Here is a 14,756-nt window from a genome sequence, read left to right as displayed (position 1 = left end):
CCGGGTTCCGAAGAGCGCGTCAACTCTGCAGCTTACGCTGAGCTTCCGCTTTGCCGTCCTCGGGCAGGTCCATGTTGTGCATGACGGCGATCGACCAGACATCGTGTTCGCGCACGATCACCATGTTGATCAGCCCATGGCGTTCAGGCCATTCATTCCCTTGCGGATCGCGCGCCCCTGTCATGCTCCAGTGAATGTCGAGTGCGGCAACATCGGAGCGGATAGGACGCATTTGGGTTTTGATGGCTTTGAGCTGACTGTCCTTGAACATCGTCTCGAATATGGGCCTGTGAAACTGCTCGATCGATGATCGGCCCGTTGCCTTCATTCCAAATACGTTCGTAAAATCGGCGTCTTGCGCAAATAACGTGGAAAAAGCGCTCGCATCGTGCCTATTCCATGCGGCGACGAACGCATCAACGATTTGTTGTGCGGCTTGTCCAACGTCCGGATGCAGTGACATCTCACGTTCCCTCCTTTAGTATGAATGCCATACTATATGGCAACCGGACTTAATTGGAAATATGGCAACACCCTACACGCAATCACTTCTGCTCTATGCCTACCAGGCTTCCGCACGGGCGCTCACCCAGACGCTACACGAACGCGGCCATCCAGCTATCCGACCGAAGCATGGTGCAGTCTTTGCCAATATCGATGAAGAAGGAACCAGAGCCAGCCTGCTTGCCGAAAGGGCGGGCATGGGCAAGGCCGCAATGGGCGAACTGATTGATGATCTGGAACGTCTTGGCTATGTCGAGCGGGTGCCGGATCCTACGGACAGGCGCGCCAAGCTCGTCACCGCCAGGCCGGAGGCGCGGCAGGTGATGCAGATCGTTCACGAATTTAACGACGGGATCGAACGGCGATATCGTGAGCTGTTGGGAGAGCAAGCCTATCGGATATTGCGCACCGCCCTGCGGACCATCGCGGCAAAAGAGGATATGCAGCCCAGAATTCGCTAAGGCAAAGAAGCAGGCAGATATTCAGGCGGCGCAACATCGCTGACAGCGCCGACCGCGCAGCGGCATGGACATCACGGGCTGTTGCGAATGCTTGCGTGGGTCGAAGCTAAGACATGTCGCGCAGAAGTGTTCGGCAGCTTTGCTGCAGCGACGTGCGCAATATCAAAGACTCAACGCGCGAGAAACGAATCTCAAGGATCGCGATACGCTTTAGACAAGAAGATGCCAAGCTTGGTCTAGAATAGTGAAGAAATGGCGCACCCGAAGAGATTCGAACTCCTGACCCCCAGATTCGTAGTCTGGTGCTCTATCCAGCTGAGCTACGGGTGCGTGGCCGAAACGGAAGAAACCGTTGGCGTGGGCGGTTCTCTAAAGCCTCCCTTGAGGGAATGCAAGTGGATTTGTGAAAAAGATCGCGATTTTCGTGCATATTGACGCCAAGCGCCTGAAAACAATCATCTTTCTTGGAAGCTTCTGCTGCGATAGTCATCAAGGGATACTGGGCGGTCGGGAATTTCGATGCGGAACTGCGTGCCGGCCACCGGCTTTTCCACGAGCGCAATGGTGCCGCCATGGGCAAGGACGAGCTCACGGGCGATCGCCAGACCTAGGCCGGTGCCGCCGGAGCGGGCCGAGCCACGGAAAGCGGTGAAGAGATTTTCGCGCGCCTTCTGCGGCATGCCGGGTCCGGTGTCGTCGACGGTGATGCTGACGACACTGCCGATTCGATGCGCCGATACCGTGATGCGCCTGACACTGTCCGGATCCGTCTCGCCGAAAGCGATCAGTGCCTGATGGGCATTGCGGCAGAGATTGTGAATGACACGGAACAGCTGCTCGCTGTCGGCATCGACCTCCAGATCCGGACTGAGCTGCTCGGCGAATTCTATGCCGCTATCGGGATCGATCGCGAGGATATCGCGGACTTCGCCGACGAGTTCGAGGAGACGGATCTTGCGCCGGCGCGGCGCGGACTCGGAGGTCTGGCCGTAGGATAGAACTTCGGTCGTATAACCGACGGCACGGTCGATGGTCCGCAGCAGTTTCGGCGCGAAGCGCTTGACCATCGGGTCATCCACATCGACAAGACGGTCCGACATCAGCTGTGCCGCCGAGAGGATGTTGCGCATGTCGTGATTGATCTTCGAAACCGCCAGCCCGAGAGCGGCGAGATTCTTCTGCTGCTTCAGGGTCTTCTGCAGCTGCGACTGCATGGAGGCGAGGTGGCGGCCGGCCACGGCAAGCTCGTCGCCTCCCCTGTCGGGAACGAGGATGCGGCCCGGATCCTCAGGATCGTCCGAATAGGCCTGCATGCTGTCCGTCAGCCTGCGGATCGGGCGGATCATCATGCGGTTGATCGCGAAGAAGATCAGCGTCGCCGTGAACAGCGAGATCAGGATGGAGACGAAGAACACGCTGACGGAATAGGCCAGCATCGCATTGCGCAGGCGGGTATCCTTCAGCACCACCTCGACGCCGGTGTTGGCATCGCCGCCGACAGGACCGAAAACACGGATGATGCGGTTGCCGCCGAACAGCAGCGTATCGAGCGCGTCCTTGATCGCAGTCAGCTGGGAAACGTCACTAAGATCGTATTTTTCATCGACGGAGGCCGGCATTTCGGCTGTGGCCAACAGGCGCGAAGTGCCGTCCTTGCGCAGGACGATGGCCCGCGTGCCCGTCGCCATCAACGTCTCCTTTTGCAGCGCACGGGGGAGTTCGGCCGGCTGCAGGCCATCGATGACGATCGCGGCGGCGGCGGCAGTATTCAGCCGATCCTCCAGCCAGCGCAGCCGCATATTGGCGACGGAGGGCACGAAGATGAGCACTTCCGCCACGGAAATGAAAACGACAGTCAGAATAAGGAGCTTGCCGGAAAGGCCGCCAAAGATGCCCGTGGGACGGCAAGACTGGGACAGGCCGCCCTTGGCGACCTTATCGCCCATTGCGGCGTCCTTATCCTGCCCACTGTCCATTTCAATTGTCCCGCTTCGCTGCAAAGCGATCCGATGCGATCTGATCGAAACCAGATAATAGGCGATTGTGGGCTTTTTTCCAATCGGCTCTGCGCTTGGACAAACAAACAAGGCCGGCCGCGCTACTCGGGCGAGGCCGGCCTTGGATTTGGCCTCATGGTTGAGCGATCAGAACTCTTCCCAGCCTTGCGTCGCGGTGGCCGGTGCGGCCGCCGCCCCGCCGCCGAAGGCGGTAGCGACCCTATCGATCATCCGGCGTGCCGGCGATGCCGTAGGACGATGCGTCTCAGCGCGCGCGGGCACGGGTGCTGTGACATTGACGGCATCCACCTTGAAGCGCGAAACGAGATGGACAAGGCCATCGGCCTCGGCCGCCAGGCGATGGGTCGCGGCCGAAGTCTCCTCGACCATGGCGGCATTGCGCTGCGTGACTTCATCCATCTGGTTGACGGCCTTGTTCACCTCCGACAGGCCCGTTGCCTGTTCGCGCGCCGCCGTCGCTATCGAATGAATGTGATCGTTGATCTTCAGCACGCGGGCCTCGATGGAGGACAGCGCCTCGCCGGTTGCCTGCACGAGCTTAACGCCGACCTGCACCTCGTCACCGGACTTGCCGATCAGCGCCTTGATATCCTTGGCCGCGGTGGCCGAGCGCTGAGCAAGCTCGCGCACTTCCTGAGCGACGACGGCGAAACCCTTCCCTGCCTCGCCGGCGCGAGCCGCTTCGACGCCGGCGTTCAATGCGAGAAGATTGGTCTGGAAAGCGATGTCGTCGATCACGCCGATGATCTGGCTGATCTCGCCCGATGCCTGTTCGATGCGGCCCATGGCGTCGATCGCATTGCGAACCACCGTGCCGGAACGAGCCGCGTCGTCCTTGGCTTCGCTGACCATGACGCTCGCCTCGCGCGCCCGCTCTGTGGAATTCTGGACGACAGAGGTGATCTCGTCGAGCGCTGCCGAGGTTTCCTCCAGTGCCGCCGCCTGCTGTTCGGTGCGCTTGGAGAGGTCGTCACTGGCGTGGCGCAGCTCATTGGTGTTGGAATTGATCGAGCCGGTGGTGCCGCGCACCTCGCTCATGGTGCTCTTCAGCGTCGCAAGCGTCGCATTGACGTTCTGCTGCAGCTCGGCAAAGGCGCCCTGGAATTCGCCCTTCATCGCCTGGGTCAGATCACCGTCTGCCAGGCTCGCGATGACGCGGCGGACTTCACCGATGCCTCTGTCGACGCTGACAAGCAACTCGTTGACGTTGCCAGCGAAGCGATTGAGGTTGACGTCACCATAGTCCTTCTCGATGCGGTGGCTGAAGTCGCCGGCCGCTGCGGCCGAGACCACGAGAGACATGCTCGACTGAAGCTCGTCGCTCTTGGCGCGCATGGCTGTTTCCTCGGCATTCATGCGGCGCACGGCATTGCCGTTTTCCTTGAAGATGTCGACGGCCGCGGCCATCTCGCCGATTTCGTCGCCACGGCCGGCAAACGGCACCTCTATATCGAAATGGCCGTCGGCGACATTCTTTATCGCATCGGTTACCTTGCGGATCGGGCGGCTCAGATGGACGGTTCCGATATAGGCGCCGAGGCCGACACCGGCCACGATACCGACGATCATGATGGAGAGGACCATCCAGAGCACAGTGCTGTGGAAGGTTGCGATCTCGGCCTCCGCCTTCGCAAGCTCCGCCTTATCGGTCTGGACGATCGCATCGATCTCAGCCTGGAAAGCCTTGCGGTTGGCGCGGTTCGCCTCGTTGTTGCCCTGCTTGCCGGCGGCATCCGGGCCATCGGTCACGCCGAGCCTGGCCGTTTCCGTGCGAAAGGCGCGAAACTCCTGGGCGCGGGCCTGCAGCTTGGTGAATTCCGGCATCTGCGTCTCCGGCACCAGAGGCGCCCAGCTTGCCAGCACCTTGTCGATTTCGCCGAGATCGGCCATCAGCCCATCGGCAAAGGGTTTGGAATCTTTTGCCGCAGCCGCGGCATAGATGCCGCGCGCTTCCATGACCACGGCGGTGACGTAGCGATTCAGGCGCTCGCCCATGTAAGCGCGGCTCGCCGTCTGCTCGTAGCTCTGTAATTTCTGGTCATATTGATGCAACGCATAAAGCGCGGTGGCCCCGATCAGAAGCGCCGCCCCGGTCATGACAGATACAAGCAGATTTATTTTGCCACGAATTCTCACAATACCCCTCCGGCGCAGATCCCATCCCCCATAAATCGATGGGTTTTACCACACAGGGCTAGATATCGACTAAAATCATTAATGTTATATTGAGTTATCTTTAATCTAAGCGTCCGACATTCTTCACTATACTAACTGTATATTTTAGGAATTATGCAATTTATATTCAAGGTTGCGCACATTCCGCCGGCGAGCAGCAGCCAGATAGCAATCAGCCGCCGCCGATCGCGCGAAATTGCCGGAGTTCAAGGAATCTGCGCCCATATAATTGACTTCCGGGGCCTTGATCCGTATAAGCCCGCGCACGTTCGGTCACCGTGCCTGCTTTTGCGGGCCAAGTCCGTTCGCCATAATCAACAACGCTCCTTGCTACTCAAAGCAAAGCTCAAGAAGGGCCGCACTCCGCGGTGTTTAAATAAATGAAGCGTACCTACCAACCATCCAAGCTTGTCCGCAAGCGTCGCCACGGTTTCCGTGCGCGCATGGCCACCAAGGGCGGCCGCGCGGTTCTTTCCGCTCGCCGTAACCGTGGTCGCAAGCGTCTTTCGGCCTAAGGGCCGAAATGCCCGATGATCCAGGATGGCGGGCAAATTGACGAATGAACGACCCAAAAAGACTGTCGGGCGGCTGAAAAGCCGGCCGCAGTTTCTTGCCGTCCGCGAAGGCGAGAAGCGCCGAGGCAGCTTCTTCCTGATAGAGATGCTGGACCGCAAGATCGCCGACGCCGAACCCCGCGTTGGTTTTACCGTTACCAAAAAACATGGCAACGCGGTGGAGCGCAACCGCATGCGGCGCAGGCTGAAAGAAGCCGTGCGGCTTCATGCCGGATTTGCAATGCAGCCCGGACACGACTATGTGGTTGTCGCGCGACGCGAGGTGCTGACCGCGCCTTTCGAAAAACTGGCGAGCGAACTCGTAAGCCGCATCGAAACCAGGCCGAAACACCGGCGGTCGGAAATGGACCGCTCCAGGAAAGTATGATGGAAAACAACCGCAATTACATCGTTGCAATTGCACTGTCTGTGCTGATTGTTCTCGGCTGGCAGTTTTTCTACATGAACCCGCGCCTCGAAGCGCAGCGCCAGGCCGAACAGGCCGCCAAGCAGCACCAGCAGGCGCAGCAGGCTCAGACGACGCAGTCGCCTGCCGCGGGCACCGCTGTAAACGGTTCGCTGCCGGCAAACGGCCAGACGGCGCCGACGGTTCTCAGCCGCGATCAGTCCGTCGAGAAGACGGCTTCCGCGCGCGTTGTCATCGATACACCGGCACTTGCCGGTTCCATCAACCTGGAAGGCGCCCGCCTCGACGATCTCCGTCTCAAGGCCTATCACGAGACTGTCGACAAGAGCAGCCCGATCATCACGCTGTTCAGCCCGGCCGACACCAAGGACGGCTACTTCACCGAACTCGGCTATGTCGGCAGCGATGCAACCGGCGCAGTCCCAGGTCCTTCGACCCTTTGGAAGCTCACGAGCGGCGACAAGCTGACCGACAAGACGCCGGTGACGCTCTCCTACACCAACGACAAGGGCATCACCTTCACCCGCACCATCTCGGTCGACGATCGCTACATGTTCACGATCAGCGACAAGATCGCCAATAGCGGCCAGGCGCCGGTTTCGCTGTCGAGCTATGGCCGCGTCACCCGCTACAACAAGCCCGAGACGCCGTCCGCCTACGTCCTGCACGAAGGCTTCATCGGCGTCATCGGCGATGACGGCCTGATCGAGACCAAGTACGCATCAACTGAAAAGGAAGCCACAACGCCCGCCAAGGCGACCGGTGGCTGGCTCGGGATGACGGACAAGTACTGGGCTGCAACGATCGTGCCGCCGCAGTCGACCGCATATGATGCCCGCTTCTCGCACTTCACCGACGGTACGCCGCGCTACCAGGCCGACTACAAGGAAGATGCGGTCACGGTTGCTCCCGGCCAGTCGATCGACCTCAAGAACCTCGTCTTCGCCGGCGCCAAGGAAGTCCCGGTCATCGACCGCTATGAGACCAGCTATTCGATCCCGCGCTTCGACCGCCTCATCGACTGGGGCTGGTTCTATTTCATCACCAAGCCGATGTTCAAGCTGATGGACTTCTTCTTCCGCTACTTCGGCAATTTCGGCGTCGCCATCCTCTGCACCACCATCGTGGTCAAGGCGCTCTTCTTCCCGCTCGCCAGCCGGCAATATGCCTCCATGGCGAACATGAAGCGCGTGCAGCCGAAGATGGAGGAGCTGAAGGCCAAGTTCGGCGACGACCGCATGGGCCTGCAGCAGGCGACGATGCAGCTCTACAAGGAAGAAAAGATCAACCCGATCGCGGGCTGCTGGCCAGTGCTCCTGCAGATCCCGATCTTCTTCTCGCTCTACAAGGTGATCTATATCACCATCGAAATGCGCCATGCGCCGTTCTTCGGCTGGATCCAGGACCTCTCCGCGCCGGATCCGACCTCGATCGTCAACCTGTTCGGCCTGCTGCCGTTCGCGGCTCCGACCTTCCTGCATCTCGGCGTCTGGCCGCTGATCATGGGCGTCACCATGTTCCTGCAGATGCGCATGAACCCGACCCCGCCGGACCCGACCCAGGCGATGATCTTCAACTGGATGCCACTGGTCTTCATGTTCATGCTGGCAAGCTTCCCGGCCGGCCTCGTGATCTACTGGGCCTGGAATAATACGCTCTCTGTCATCCAGCAGTCGATCATCATGAAACGCCATGGCGTGAAGGTGGAGCTCTTCGACAATCTGAAGGGCCTCTTCAAACGAAAACCGGCACCATCGAAATGACGATAAAGGCCCCGCTTCGGTGGGGCTTTTTCATTCTCGGCCTTGGATATTAACGATAGAGGCTCCGGCATCAGGGAGCCTTGGGCGGTAACTCGGCCGCTGAGGGTTGGACGTCCCATCGTTCCGCCAGTACGTTGCGTGCCTCGGCGAGAATCTGCCTGTATTCGGGCCTGAATGGAGCAAGAAGCTGCTTCTCGAGTTCCACGAGCAAACCGTGCAATACGGTACGTTCGGCAGGGCTCTCGAAATACTCGCTGCCGGGGGCATGCGTTGCGTTCGGATCGGACCAGCGGGAAAGAAGCTCGAATAGAACCAGTGCCTCCTTCACATCGAGGCGTATTTCCACCGCATCGTCATCTTTCGGCGCATCTTGCTCCATCTGCGCACCATGGCAGGCTACGTGCAGGTCCGCAACGCGTCACACATTTCGATCAAAACTTGACTTTCATGGGCAAAACCCCGAAGCCAGACCATCAAACCGGATAAAAGACTGAGCAAATGGCAGACCAGACGACCAAAGACGACAAGCCGCTTTTCGGACGTCCGTGGATTTTCATCCGCGGCGTGCCGGCCATGAAGTTTCTGCCGCCGGAAGGGCCGCCGGAAATCGCTTTTGCCGGCCGCTCGAATGTCGGCAAGTCGTCGCTGATTAATGCTCTGGTCGGACATAAGGGACTGGCGCGCACATCCAACACGCCGGGCCGCACGCAGGAACTCAATTATTTCGTTCCCGATGGTTTTTCCGGCGAGAGCGGCGACCTGCCGCCGATGGCTCTGGTTGACATGCCTGGCTACGGCTATGCCGAAGCGCCGAAGGATCAGGTGGATGCCTGGACGAAGCTCGTCTTCGACTACCTGCGCGGGCGCACGACGCTGAAGCGCGTCTATGTGCTGATCGACAGCCGCCACGGCATCAAGAAGAACGACGAGGAAGTTCTGGGCCTGCTCGACAAGGCTGCTGTTTCCTATCAGATCGTGCTGACCAAGACCGACAAGATCAAGAAAGCAGGCATACCGAAGCTGCTGGCCGATACCGCTGAAAAAATCCGCAAGCGCCCCGCCGCCTATCCCGGCATCCTCGCCACTTCATCGGAAAAAGGCGTTGGTCTTCAGGAATTGCGGGAGGCCATTGGCCTGACGGTCGGCATCCAGGTCTGAAGACCGACCGGTCGAATGAGGCCGCCGCCGCCCGACCCCGCATAAGGCGACGGCGGCCGTGTTGCCGCTAAGGATTACATCTTCGGCAACAACACCTTGTCGACGACGTGGATCACGCCGTTCGACTGCTTGACGTCGGCAATGGTGATATGGGCAATGCCGCCGGCCTCGTCAGTCAACGTCAGCTTGCCGCCCTTGTCCATGGCCTTGATCGTGCAGCCGCCGACCGTCTTCAGATCGTATTCGCCGCCCTTGCTCATTGCCCATTTCTTGATGGCGGCAGCCATATCATTGCCGGCGACGACGTGGCAGGTCAGCACCTTGACCAGCTTCTCCTTGTTCTCGGGCTTCAGCAGGGTTTCGACCGTGCCTGCTGGCAGTTGCTTGAAGGCTTCATTGGTCGGCGCAAAGACGGTGAAAGGGCCTTTTCCTTCGAGGGTATCGACGAGGCCGGCCGCCTTGACGGCTGCGACCAGGGTCGTGTGATCCTTGGAATTGACGGCATTCTGGATGATGTTCTTGCTGGCATACATCGCAGCACCGCCCACCATCGGGTCCTTGGCATAGGCTAGGCTGCTTGCGGCCGACAGCATTGCGGCAGCGGCAGCAATGCGAAAAACGGTCTTGATCATAACGTCTCCTCTTCCGCTCTGTTGCCCCGATCAGGCGGGGTCGGAAGAAGATACGGAGCACGCTGGCAGAGAGTTTCAGCCGCGATCGTTTTTCGGGAACCGAAACTCCTCAGGGCAAGTGGATCGTACCGGAAGCGACCACATCGCCCGTCGGTTTGCCGGTCGGCGAGCCGCCAAAGGGCTCCACACTAACGGCGATGATGGCGCCTTCAGTCAATTTGGCGTGAAGTTCCGGCGACAAGACGATTTCGCCATCGCCGGTCGGTGGCAGTATGCCCAGCGCCTCGGCGGGATCGCTGCCGCGAATCAGCCAGAGCTCCAGCGATTTCTCCTCGGGCTTGCCGGCGGCGACCGGCGTAATTTTCAGACGCCCACTGGCGACGTCGTAATTGGCGAGGAGATTGAAGGGACTGTTCTGGCCGGCAAGGGATGCGGTGAGCTGTTTGCCAGGGCTCGTGCGCAAGCTGCCTTCATTCGTGATGGCGAACACGAGTACGCCGGCGACCAAGAACAGCGAGCCGAAAGCGACCGAGCGCCATAGCATCAGCGAATTCCACAGATGGGCGCCGAACGCCACTTCTCCGAAAATCCTCTTTTCAATCTTCGGGAACACGGCGGCCGCAGGCGTCACCGCCTCATATTCCTCGTTGAATTCCGAGAGGTTCTGCTCCCAGCGGCTGACGATGGCGGCAAACTGGCGGTCGCTGCGCATGCGGCGCTCGACCTTCTGCCGATCCTCCAGGGAAAGCACGCCAAGCACATATTCTCCGGCCAGGACTTCATCGCGGGAGCGGCCTCCCTTGCTTTGATCGGGCGTACTCATCGGTCCATGCACTCTCTCAGTCTGATCAGGCTTCGGCGCAGCCAGGTGCGCATAGTATTCAATGGGACAGCGTGTTGGTCGGCGAGCTCTTGGTAGCTCAAGCCCTCGACATAGGCGCTGCGAACGGCCCGTGCACGATCAGCTTCCAACTCTTCCATGCACCTGTCAATCCGCCCTCCCTCTCCCTTCACGATTGCTTGCTCTTCAGGACCGGGTTCCAGGTCGGCAAGATCGTACGCCGTATCTATTTCGTCGGCTATGGGCTTGCGTGCCCGCACGAAATCGATGGCGCGATTGCGCGCGATCGTCATCAGCCAGGCCATTGCCGGCCCTTCCGCAACAGCAAATTGCTCGGCCCGCTGCCAGACCTTGATATAAGCTTCCTGCAAAACCTCTTCCGCATCCGCCTTGTTGCCGACGATACGCAGGCAAACACCGAGAAGTTTCGGGCTGGTACGCTTGTAGAGTGCCGCAAAGGCTTTCTGGTCGCGCATGGCGATGCGGCCGATCAGCGCTTCCGTCTCCTCGCTCGCCATCCAAATCCCCGGGGTGCGACGCCTGCACCATCTTTAGAAGAAAAAATCGCTTCGGCAAACGTGCGGAGGCCATCAATTTCGGCGACGCTGATGTGACATAGCGTCAACGAAAGCGCGGAGCGATCTATCCGGATACGCTTTTCGCGCTCCAGGTATTTGATTTTGCGCATGTCGTTGTCGCAAAAGCGCTGCACACCTTTGCGACAACGACATGCTTTAATCCCGATATGATTATTCCCTCTGTCAAGAACTTGAGATAAAAGGCCCGCGAACAATTTCGAAGGGTGCACCATGTCCGAAGCCCAAAGCGAACTCCAAGCCAACCTGCTCGCACAGGCGCTGCCCTACATGCAGCGTTATGAAAACAAGACCATCGTCGTGAAATATGGTGGCCACGCCATGGGCAACGTCGAACTCGGCAAGGCGTTTGCCGCCGATATCGCCCTTTTGAAGCAATCGGGCGTCAACCCGATCGTCGTCCATGGCGGCGGCCCGCAGATCGGCGCCATGCTGACGAAGATGGGCATCGAATCGAAGTTCGAAGGCGGATTGCGCGTCACCGACCAGAAGACGGTCGAGATCGTCGAAATGGTGCTTGCCGGCTCGATCAACAAGGAAATCGTCGCGCTGATCAACCAGACCGGCGAATGGGCGATTGGCCTTTGCGGCAAGGACGGCAACATGGTCTTCGCCGAAAAGGCGCACAAGACCATCAAGGATCCGGACTCCAACATCGAGCGCGTGCTCGATCTCGGCTTCGTCGGCGAGGTGGTCGAAGTCGACCGCACCCTGCTCGACCTGCTTGCCAAGTCCGAGATGATCCCGGTCATCGCCCCGGTCGCTCCCGGCCGCGACGGTGCGACCTACAACATCAATGCCGACACTTTTGCCGGCGCGATCGCCGGCGCGCTCAGCGCCACGCGCCTGCTGTTCCTGACCGACGTCCCGGGCGTGCTCGACAAGCAGGGCCAGCTCATCAAGGAGCTGTCTGTGGCACAGGCGCACGCGCTGATCGCCGACGGCACGATTTCCGGCGGCATGATCCCCAAGGTCGAGACCTGCATCGACGCCATCAGGGCCGGTGTTCAGGGCGTCGTCATCCTCAACGGCAAGACGGCTCATTCCGTGCTGCTCGAAATCTTCACCGAGCACGGCGCCGGCACGCTGATCGTTCCGTGATGCGGTTCAGGCGCTCCGCGGAAGAGCTGTGGAGCGCCTCCAGGCCGTTCAGGACGGCCGGTAGATGGCTTCGGCCTCGCTTTTCAACATTCCCATGACCGATCGGTAGGGCGCTGGCCCATAGCTTATGCGGCTGACGCCCAATCTTGCCATCGTCTCGTTATCGGGCGTGGTCGGACGCACCATGATGTTGACGGGCAGAGGGGAGCGTTCGCAGAGCGCGCCGATCAATTCCGGATCGACCAACCCGGGCGCGAAGAAGCCGCTGGCACCCGCTTCGGCAAAAGCATCGGCGCGACGGAAGGCATCATCCAGCAGGAGTTGATGATGCGCCGTATCGCTTTCCTGCAGGAACAGATCGGTGCGGGCGTTGATGAACAACGGCATCTCGCGGCGATCGGCCATGTCGCGGATTGCGCGGATGCGTGCCGCCTGCGTCTCGATGGGGTGAACGCCCTGGCCGCCGATCACCTGATCCTCGAAATTGATGCCGACGGCGCCGTGGTCCATGATCTTTTCGACATTGGCGGCGACGTCTTCGGGTTCGACGGCATAACCGCCCTCGAAATCGACCGACAGGGGCAGCGGGCTCGTCACCGAGATCAGCTTGGCGGTCACCGCCAGCAGCGACAAGGGTATCGCCTGACCGTCGCCGAAACCATTGGCCGCGGCAACCGACCAGCTTCCCGTCGCCAGCGCCTTCGCACCCGCTTCCGTAACGGCCTTGGCGGAGCCTGCATCCCATATATTGAAAAGGATCACCGGCTCACCCTTCTTGTGCAGCCGCGCGAATTCCTGTGCCTTTTCCACCTGACTCATCGTATCCCCTCCGAAAAGCCCGGCCGGGCAAGTTTCTCTCCATAACCCAAGAAAGCGTAAGCCCTCCCTCACATGAAAAATAGAGTAAAAGCCCGGAAATCAATAGTAAAATCATAGCTGGCATTGAAGTGGACGGCAATCTCCTCGATATGGTCAGCATGCTGCGGCATGTATATTTTCCTTCCCCTTTCAGGAGAGAGCGTGCGATAAGCTCTCCATGAACCGCGCAAAAACACTATCCGAACCGTCAGATTTCTCCGATATCCGCGATTGGGTATTCGATCTCGACAACACGCTCTATCCGCATCATGTCGATCTCTTCGCCCAGATCGACAAGAACATGACCGCCTATGTCTCCACCCTCCTCCAGATGGAGAGGGAGGACGCGCGCAAGCTGCAGAAGCAATATTACCTCGAGCACGGCACGACCCTGCAGGGATTGATGATCCATCACGGAATCGACCCCAATGATTTTCTCGAAAAGGCGCATGCGATCGACTATTCGGCGCTGATGCCGCAGCCGGAGCTGGCCGCCGCCATCAAAGCGCTGCCGGGACGCAAGTTCATCTTCACCAACGGCAGCGTCAAGCATGCCCAGGCGACGGCCGGTGCGCTCGGCATTCTCGACAGTTTCGACGACATTTTCGATATCGTTGCGGCCGACTACGTGCCGAAACCCGCCGGCTCGACCTATGACAAGTTCATGAGCCTCAACCGCGTGGACACGAAGAGAGCAGCCATGTTCGAGGACCTGCCGCGCAATCTCACCGTGCCCAAGGCACTTGGCATGAAAACCGTACTGCTGGTGCCCCAAAACCTCGAGACGACCGTCGTCGAATGGTGGGAGCGCACCACGGGCGAGGACGATCATATCGACTATGTAACCGACGACCTGACGAGCTTCCTCAAAGCGTTGATTTAACCACTCATCAGGGCGGGGTTACGAAAGTTTCATCCGCCTTACAGAGGTTTAATTGGTCGCTTTCGACCATCAGCCGTATCGTTTGACCATTCCTCGACACGAAAGGAAAAACGATGAACGGGAAAAAATTTCTTCTTGCAGGACTTTCCGCCGCCCTTCTGGTGGGTGCTGCCGCCCAGGCAAGCTTTGCAGCGCAGAGCGAGGAAGCACGGGGCGGGCACGGCGGACGCTGGCACGGACCACGCTTTTCACCGGAAATCGTCTATGTGCGCATGCTGAAGCAATTCGGCCAGCCCGGCGACACGAAGGTCACGCGGGATGAGGTGAAGGCCGGCGTCGACAAGATTTTCGACCAGATCGACACGAATCACGACGGCGAAATCACCCCCGGCGAATTGCGCGCCTATCGCCAGGAACGCATCAAGGAATGGAAGGCCGAGCGCGCCAAGGCAGATGGCGATCAGGGCAATAGTCGGGCCCAGAACGATCAGAGCAAGGGCGATCAGGCTGGGGCCGACGACAATGGCGGCAATAATGGACCACGCCATCACGGACACCATGGCCGCTTCATGCACGAAGCAGGCATGATGCGCGGAATGATGATGTTCCATCGCATCGACAAGGATGAAAACGGCCAGATCAGCAAGCAGGAAGCCGAAGACGCCGCCAACAAGCTCTTCGACCGTATGGATCGCAACCATGACGGCGTGATCTCGCTGGACGACATGCCGAACCGCCCACTGCTGTAAACCGATCGATCAGTCCGCTCCGGGAGCCCGCCCTCG

At 59.6% G+C, this 14,756-nt stretch carries 16 protein-coding genes and 1 tRNA gene; 8 read left to right on the top strand and 9 right to left on the bottom strand.

Annotation, left to right across the window (positions count from 1 at the left end; genetic code table 11):
• Positions 1–19: 19 nt before the first annotated feature.
• Complete coding sequence (locus tag DQ393_RS21290) at positions 20–463, bottom strand: SgcJ/EcaC family oxidoreductase (RefSeq protein ID WP_112343700.1); 444 nt, start codon at positions 461–463, stop codon at positions 20–22.
• A gap of 61 nt (positions 464–524) precedes the next feature.
• Between DQ393_RS21290 and DQ393_RS21285 the strand changes: the two genes are divergently transcribed.
• Entirely contained in the window at positions 525–965 is a 441-nt protein-coding gene (locus DQ393_RS21285; protein ID WP_112343699.1) for a MarR family winged helix-turn-helix transcriptional regulator, read from the top strand.
• A gap of 253 nt (positions 966–1,218) precedes the next feature.
• On the opposite strand, the gene DQ393_RS21280 is transcribed toward DQ393_RS21285, so the two are convergent.
• From DQ393_RS21280 to DQ393_RS21270, 3 genes are all read right to left on the bottom strand, one after another.
• Positions 1,219–1,295, bottom strand: a tRNA-Arg gene (locus tag DQ393_RS21280).
• Between the two features lie 125 nt (positions 1,296–1,420).
• Entirely contained in the window at positions 1,421–2,911 is a 1,491-nt protein-coding gene (locus DQ393_RS21275; RefSeq protein WP_245430426.1) for a sensor histidine kinase, read from the bottom strand.
• Positions 2,912–3,109: 198 nt separating this feature from the next.
• Positions 3,110–5,080, bottom strand: a complete 1,971-nt coding sequence (locus DQ393_RS21270) for a methyl-accepting chemotaxis protein (RefSeq protein ID WP_245430418.1) — start codon at positions 5,078–5,080, stop codon at positions 3,110–3,112.
• A 458-nt stretch (positions 5,081–5,538) separates the two neighbouring features.
• Here DQ393_RS21270 and rpmH point away from each other — a divergent pair, with 458 nt between their 5' ends.
• Genes rpmH through yidC form a run of 3 tightly spaced genes read left to right on the top strand, consistent with a single transcriptional unit; the run spans position 5,539 to position 7,902 of the window.
• Entirely contained in the window at positions 5,539–5,673 is a 135-nt protein-coding gene (rpmH, locus tag DQ393_RS21265; RefSeq protein ID WP_041677194.1) for a 50S ribosomal protein L34, read from the top strand.
• A gap of 25 nt (positions 5,674–5,698) precedes the next feature.
• On the top strand, positions 5,699–6,100 hold the full coding sequence (gene rnpA / locus DQ393_RS21260) for a ribonuclease P protein component (RefSeq protein WP_112343696.1): 402 nt from the start codon (positions 5,699–5,701) through the stop codon (positions 6,098–6,100).
• Complete coding sequence (gene yidC / locus DQ393_RS21255) at positions 6,100–7,902, top strand: membrane protein insertase YidC (protein WP_112343695.1); 1,803 nt, start codon at positions 6,100–6,102, stop codon at positions 7,900–7,902. The genes rnpA and yidC overlap by 1 nt, the downstream gene beginning before the upstream one ends.
• A gap of 70 nt (positions 7,903–7,972) precedes the next feature.
• Here yidC and DQ393_RS21250 read toward each other — a convergent pair whose 3' ends face one another.
• Positions 7,973–8,281, bottom strand: a complete 309-nt coding sequence (locus tag DQ393_RS21250; protein WP_112343694.1) for a hypothetical protein — start codon at positions 8,279–8,281, stop codon at positions 7,973–7,975.
• Between the two features lie 119 nt (positions 8,282–8,400).
• Between DQ393_RS21250 and yihA the strand changes: the two genes are divergently transcribed.
• Positions 8,401–9,060 carry a ribosome biogenesis GTP-binding protein YihA/YsxC gene (gene yihA, locus DQ393_RS21245; RefSeq protein ID WP_112343693.1) on the top strand — a complete coding sequence of 220 codons (660 nt, stop codon included), beginning with the start codon at positions 8,401–8,403 and terminating at the stop codon, positions 9,058–9,060.
• A gap of 74 nt (positions 9,061–9,134) precedes the next feature.
• On the opposite strand, the gene DQ393_RS21240 is transcribed toward yihA, so the two are convergent.
• The 3 genes from DQ393_RS21240 to DQ393_RS21230 form a co-directional block, all read right to left on the bottom strand.
• Positions 9,135–9,692 (bottom strand): fasciclin domain-containing protein, encoded by a 558-nt coding sequence (locus DQ393_RS21240; RefSeq protein WP_112343692.1) that lies wholly within the window; start codon positions 9,690–9,692, stop codon positions 9,135–9,137.
• 109 nt (positions 9,693–9,801) lie between these two features.
• Positions 9,802–10,515, bottom strand: coding sequence for an anti-sigma factor (locus tag DQ393_RS21235; RefSeq protein ID WP_112343691.1), 714 nt, complete (start codon positions 10,513–10,515; stop codon positions 9,802–9,804).
• Entirely contained in the window at positions 10,512–11,051 is a 540-nt protein-coding gene (locus DQ393_RS21230; RefSeq protein WP_112343690.1) for a sigma-70 family RNA polymerase sigma factor, read from the bottom strand. Before DQ393_RS21230 ends, DQ393_RS21235 begins: the two co-directional genes overlap by 4 nt.
• Before the next feature lie 291 nt (positions 11,052–11,342).
• Here DQ393_RS21230 and argB point away from each other — a divergent pair, with 291 nt between their 5' ends.
• Positions 11,343–12,230 carry an acetylglutamate kinase gene (argB, locus tag DQ393_RS21220; protein ID WP_112343688.1) on the top strand — a complete coding sequence of 296 codons (888 nt, stop codon included), beginning with the start codon at positions 11,343–11,345 and terminating at the stop codon, positions 12,228–12,230.
• Positions 12,231–12,278: 48 nt separating this feature from the next.
• Here the strand turns inward: argB and DQ393_RS21215 are convergent, their stop codons facing one another.
• The gene (locus tag DQ393_RS21215; RefSeq protein ID WP_112343687.1) at positions 12,279–13,049 is read right to left on the bottom strand and encodes an isocitrate lyase/PEP mutase family protein; all 771 of its coding nucleotides are present in this window, start codon (positions 13,047–13,049) and stop codon (positions 12,279–12,281) included.
• A gap of 217 nt (positions 13,050–13,266) precedes the next feature.
• Between DQ393_RS21215 and DQ393_RS21210 the strand changes: the two genes are divergently transcribed.
• Positions 13,267–13,971 carry a pyrimidine 5'-nucleotidase gene (locus DQ393_RS21210; protein ID WP_112343686.1) on the top strand — a complete coding sequence of 235 codons (705 nt, stop codon included), beginning with the start codon at positions 13,267–13,269 and terminating at the stop codon, positions 13,969–13,971.
• A gap of 113 nt (positions 13,972–14,084) precedes the next feature.
• Positions 14,085–14,720, top strand: a complete 636-nt coding sequence (locus DQ393_RS21205; protein WP_112343685.1) for an EF-hand domain-containing protein — start codon at positions 14,085–14,087, stop codon at positions 14,718–14,720.
• Positions 14,721–14,756 lie beyond the last annotated feature (36 nt).

The organism is Martinezella tropici (genome assembly GCF_003287875.1).
Lineage (GTDB): Bacteria > Pseudomonadota > Alphaproteobacteria > Rhizobiales > Rhizobiaceae > Rhizobium > Rhizobium tropici_C.
Note: the sequence above shows the minus strand (reverse complement) of the source record. Positions and strands in the feature narration are given on the sequence as shown.

Excerpts from the sequence above, each read along its gene's own strand:
- DQ393_RS21290 (WP_112343700.1), bottom strand. The coding sequence starts at position 463 with ATGTCACTGCATCCGGACGTTGGACAAGCCGCACAACAAATCGTTGAT.
- DQ393_RS21285 (WP_112343699.1), top strand. The coding sequence starts at position 525 with ATGGCAACACCCTACACGCAATCACTTCTGCTCTATGCCTACCAGGCT.
- DQ393_RS21275 (WP_245430426.1), bottom strand. The coding sequence starts at position 2,911 with ATGGGCGATAAGGTCGCCAAGGGCGGCCTGTCCCAGTCTTGCCGTCCC.
- DQ393_RS21270 (WP_245430418.1), bottom strand. The coding sequence starts at position 5,080 with ATGACCGGGGCGGCGCTTCTGATCGGGGCCACCGCGCTTTATGCGTTG.
- rpmH (WP_041677194.1), top strand. The coding sequence starts at position 5,539 with ATGAAGCGTACCTACCAACCATCCAAGCTTGTCCGCAAGCGTCGCCAC.
- rnpA (WP_112343696.1), top strand. The coding sequence starts at position 5,699 with ATGGCGGGCAAATTGACGAATGAACGACCCAAAAAGACTGTCGGGCGG.
- yidC (WP_112343695.1), top strand. The coding sequence starts at position 6,100 with ATGGAAAACAACCGCAATTACATCGTTGCAATTGCACTGTCTGTGCTG.
- DQ393_RS21250 (WP_112343694.1), bottom strand. The coding sequence starts at position 8,281 with ATGGAGCAAGATGCGCCGAAAGATGACGATGCGGTGGAAATACGCCTC.
- yihA (WP_112343693.1), top strand. The coding sequence starts at position 8,401 with ATGGCAGACCAGACGACCAAAGACGACAAGCCGCTTTTCGGACGTCCG.
- DQ393_RS21240 (WP_112343692.1), bottom strand. The coding sequence starts at position 9,692 with ATGATCAAGACCGTTTTTCGCATTGCTGCCGCTGCCGCAATGCTGTCG.
- DQ393_RS21235 (WP_112343691.1), bottom strand. The coding sequence starts at position 10,515 with ATGAGTACGCCCGATCAAAGCAAGGGAGGCCGCTCCCGCGATGAAGTC.
- DQ393_RS21230 (WP_112343690.1), bottom strand. The coding sequence starts at position 11,051 with ATGGCGAGCGAGGAGACGGAAGCGCTGATCGGCCGCATCGCCATGCGC.
- argB (WP_112343688.1), top strand. The coding sequence starts at position 11,343 with ATGTCCGAAGCCCAAAGCGAACTCCAAGCCAACCTGCTCGCACAGGCG.
- DQ393_RS21215 (WP_112343687.1), bottom strand. The coding sequence starts at position 13,049 with ATGAGTCAGGTGGAAAAGGCACAGGAATTCGCGCGGCTGCACAAGAAG.
- DQ393_RS21210 (WP_112343686.1), top strand. The coding sequence starts at position 13,267 with ATGAACCGCGCAAAAACACTATCCGAACCGTCAGATTTCTCCGATATC.
- DQ393_RS21205 (WP_112343685.1), top strand. The coding sequence starts at position 14,085 with ATGAACGGGAAAAAATTTCTTCTTGCAGGACTTTCCGCCGCCCTTCTG.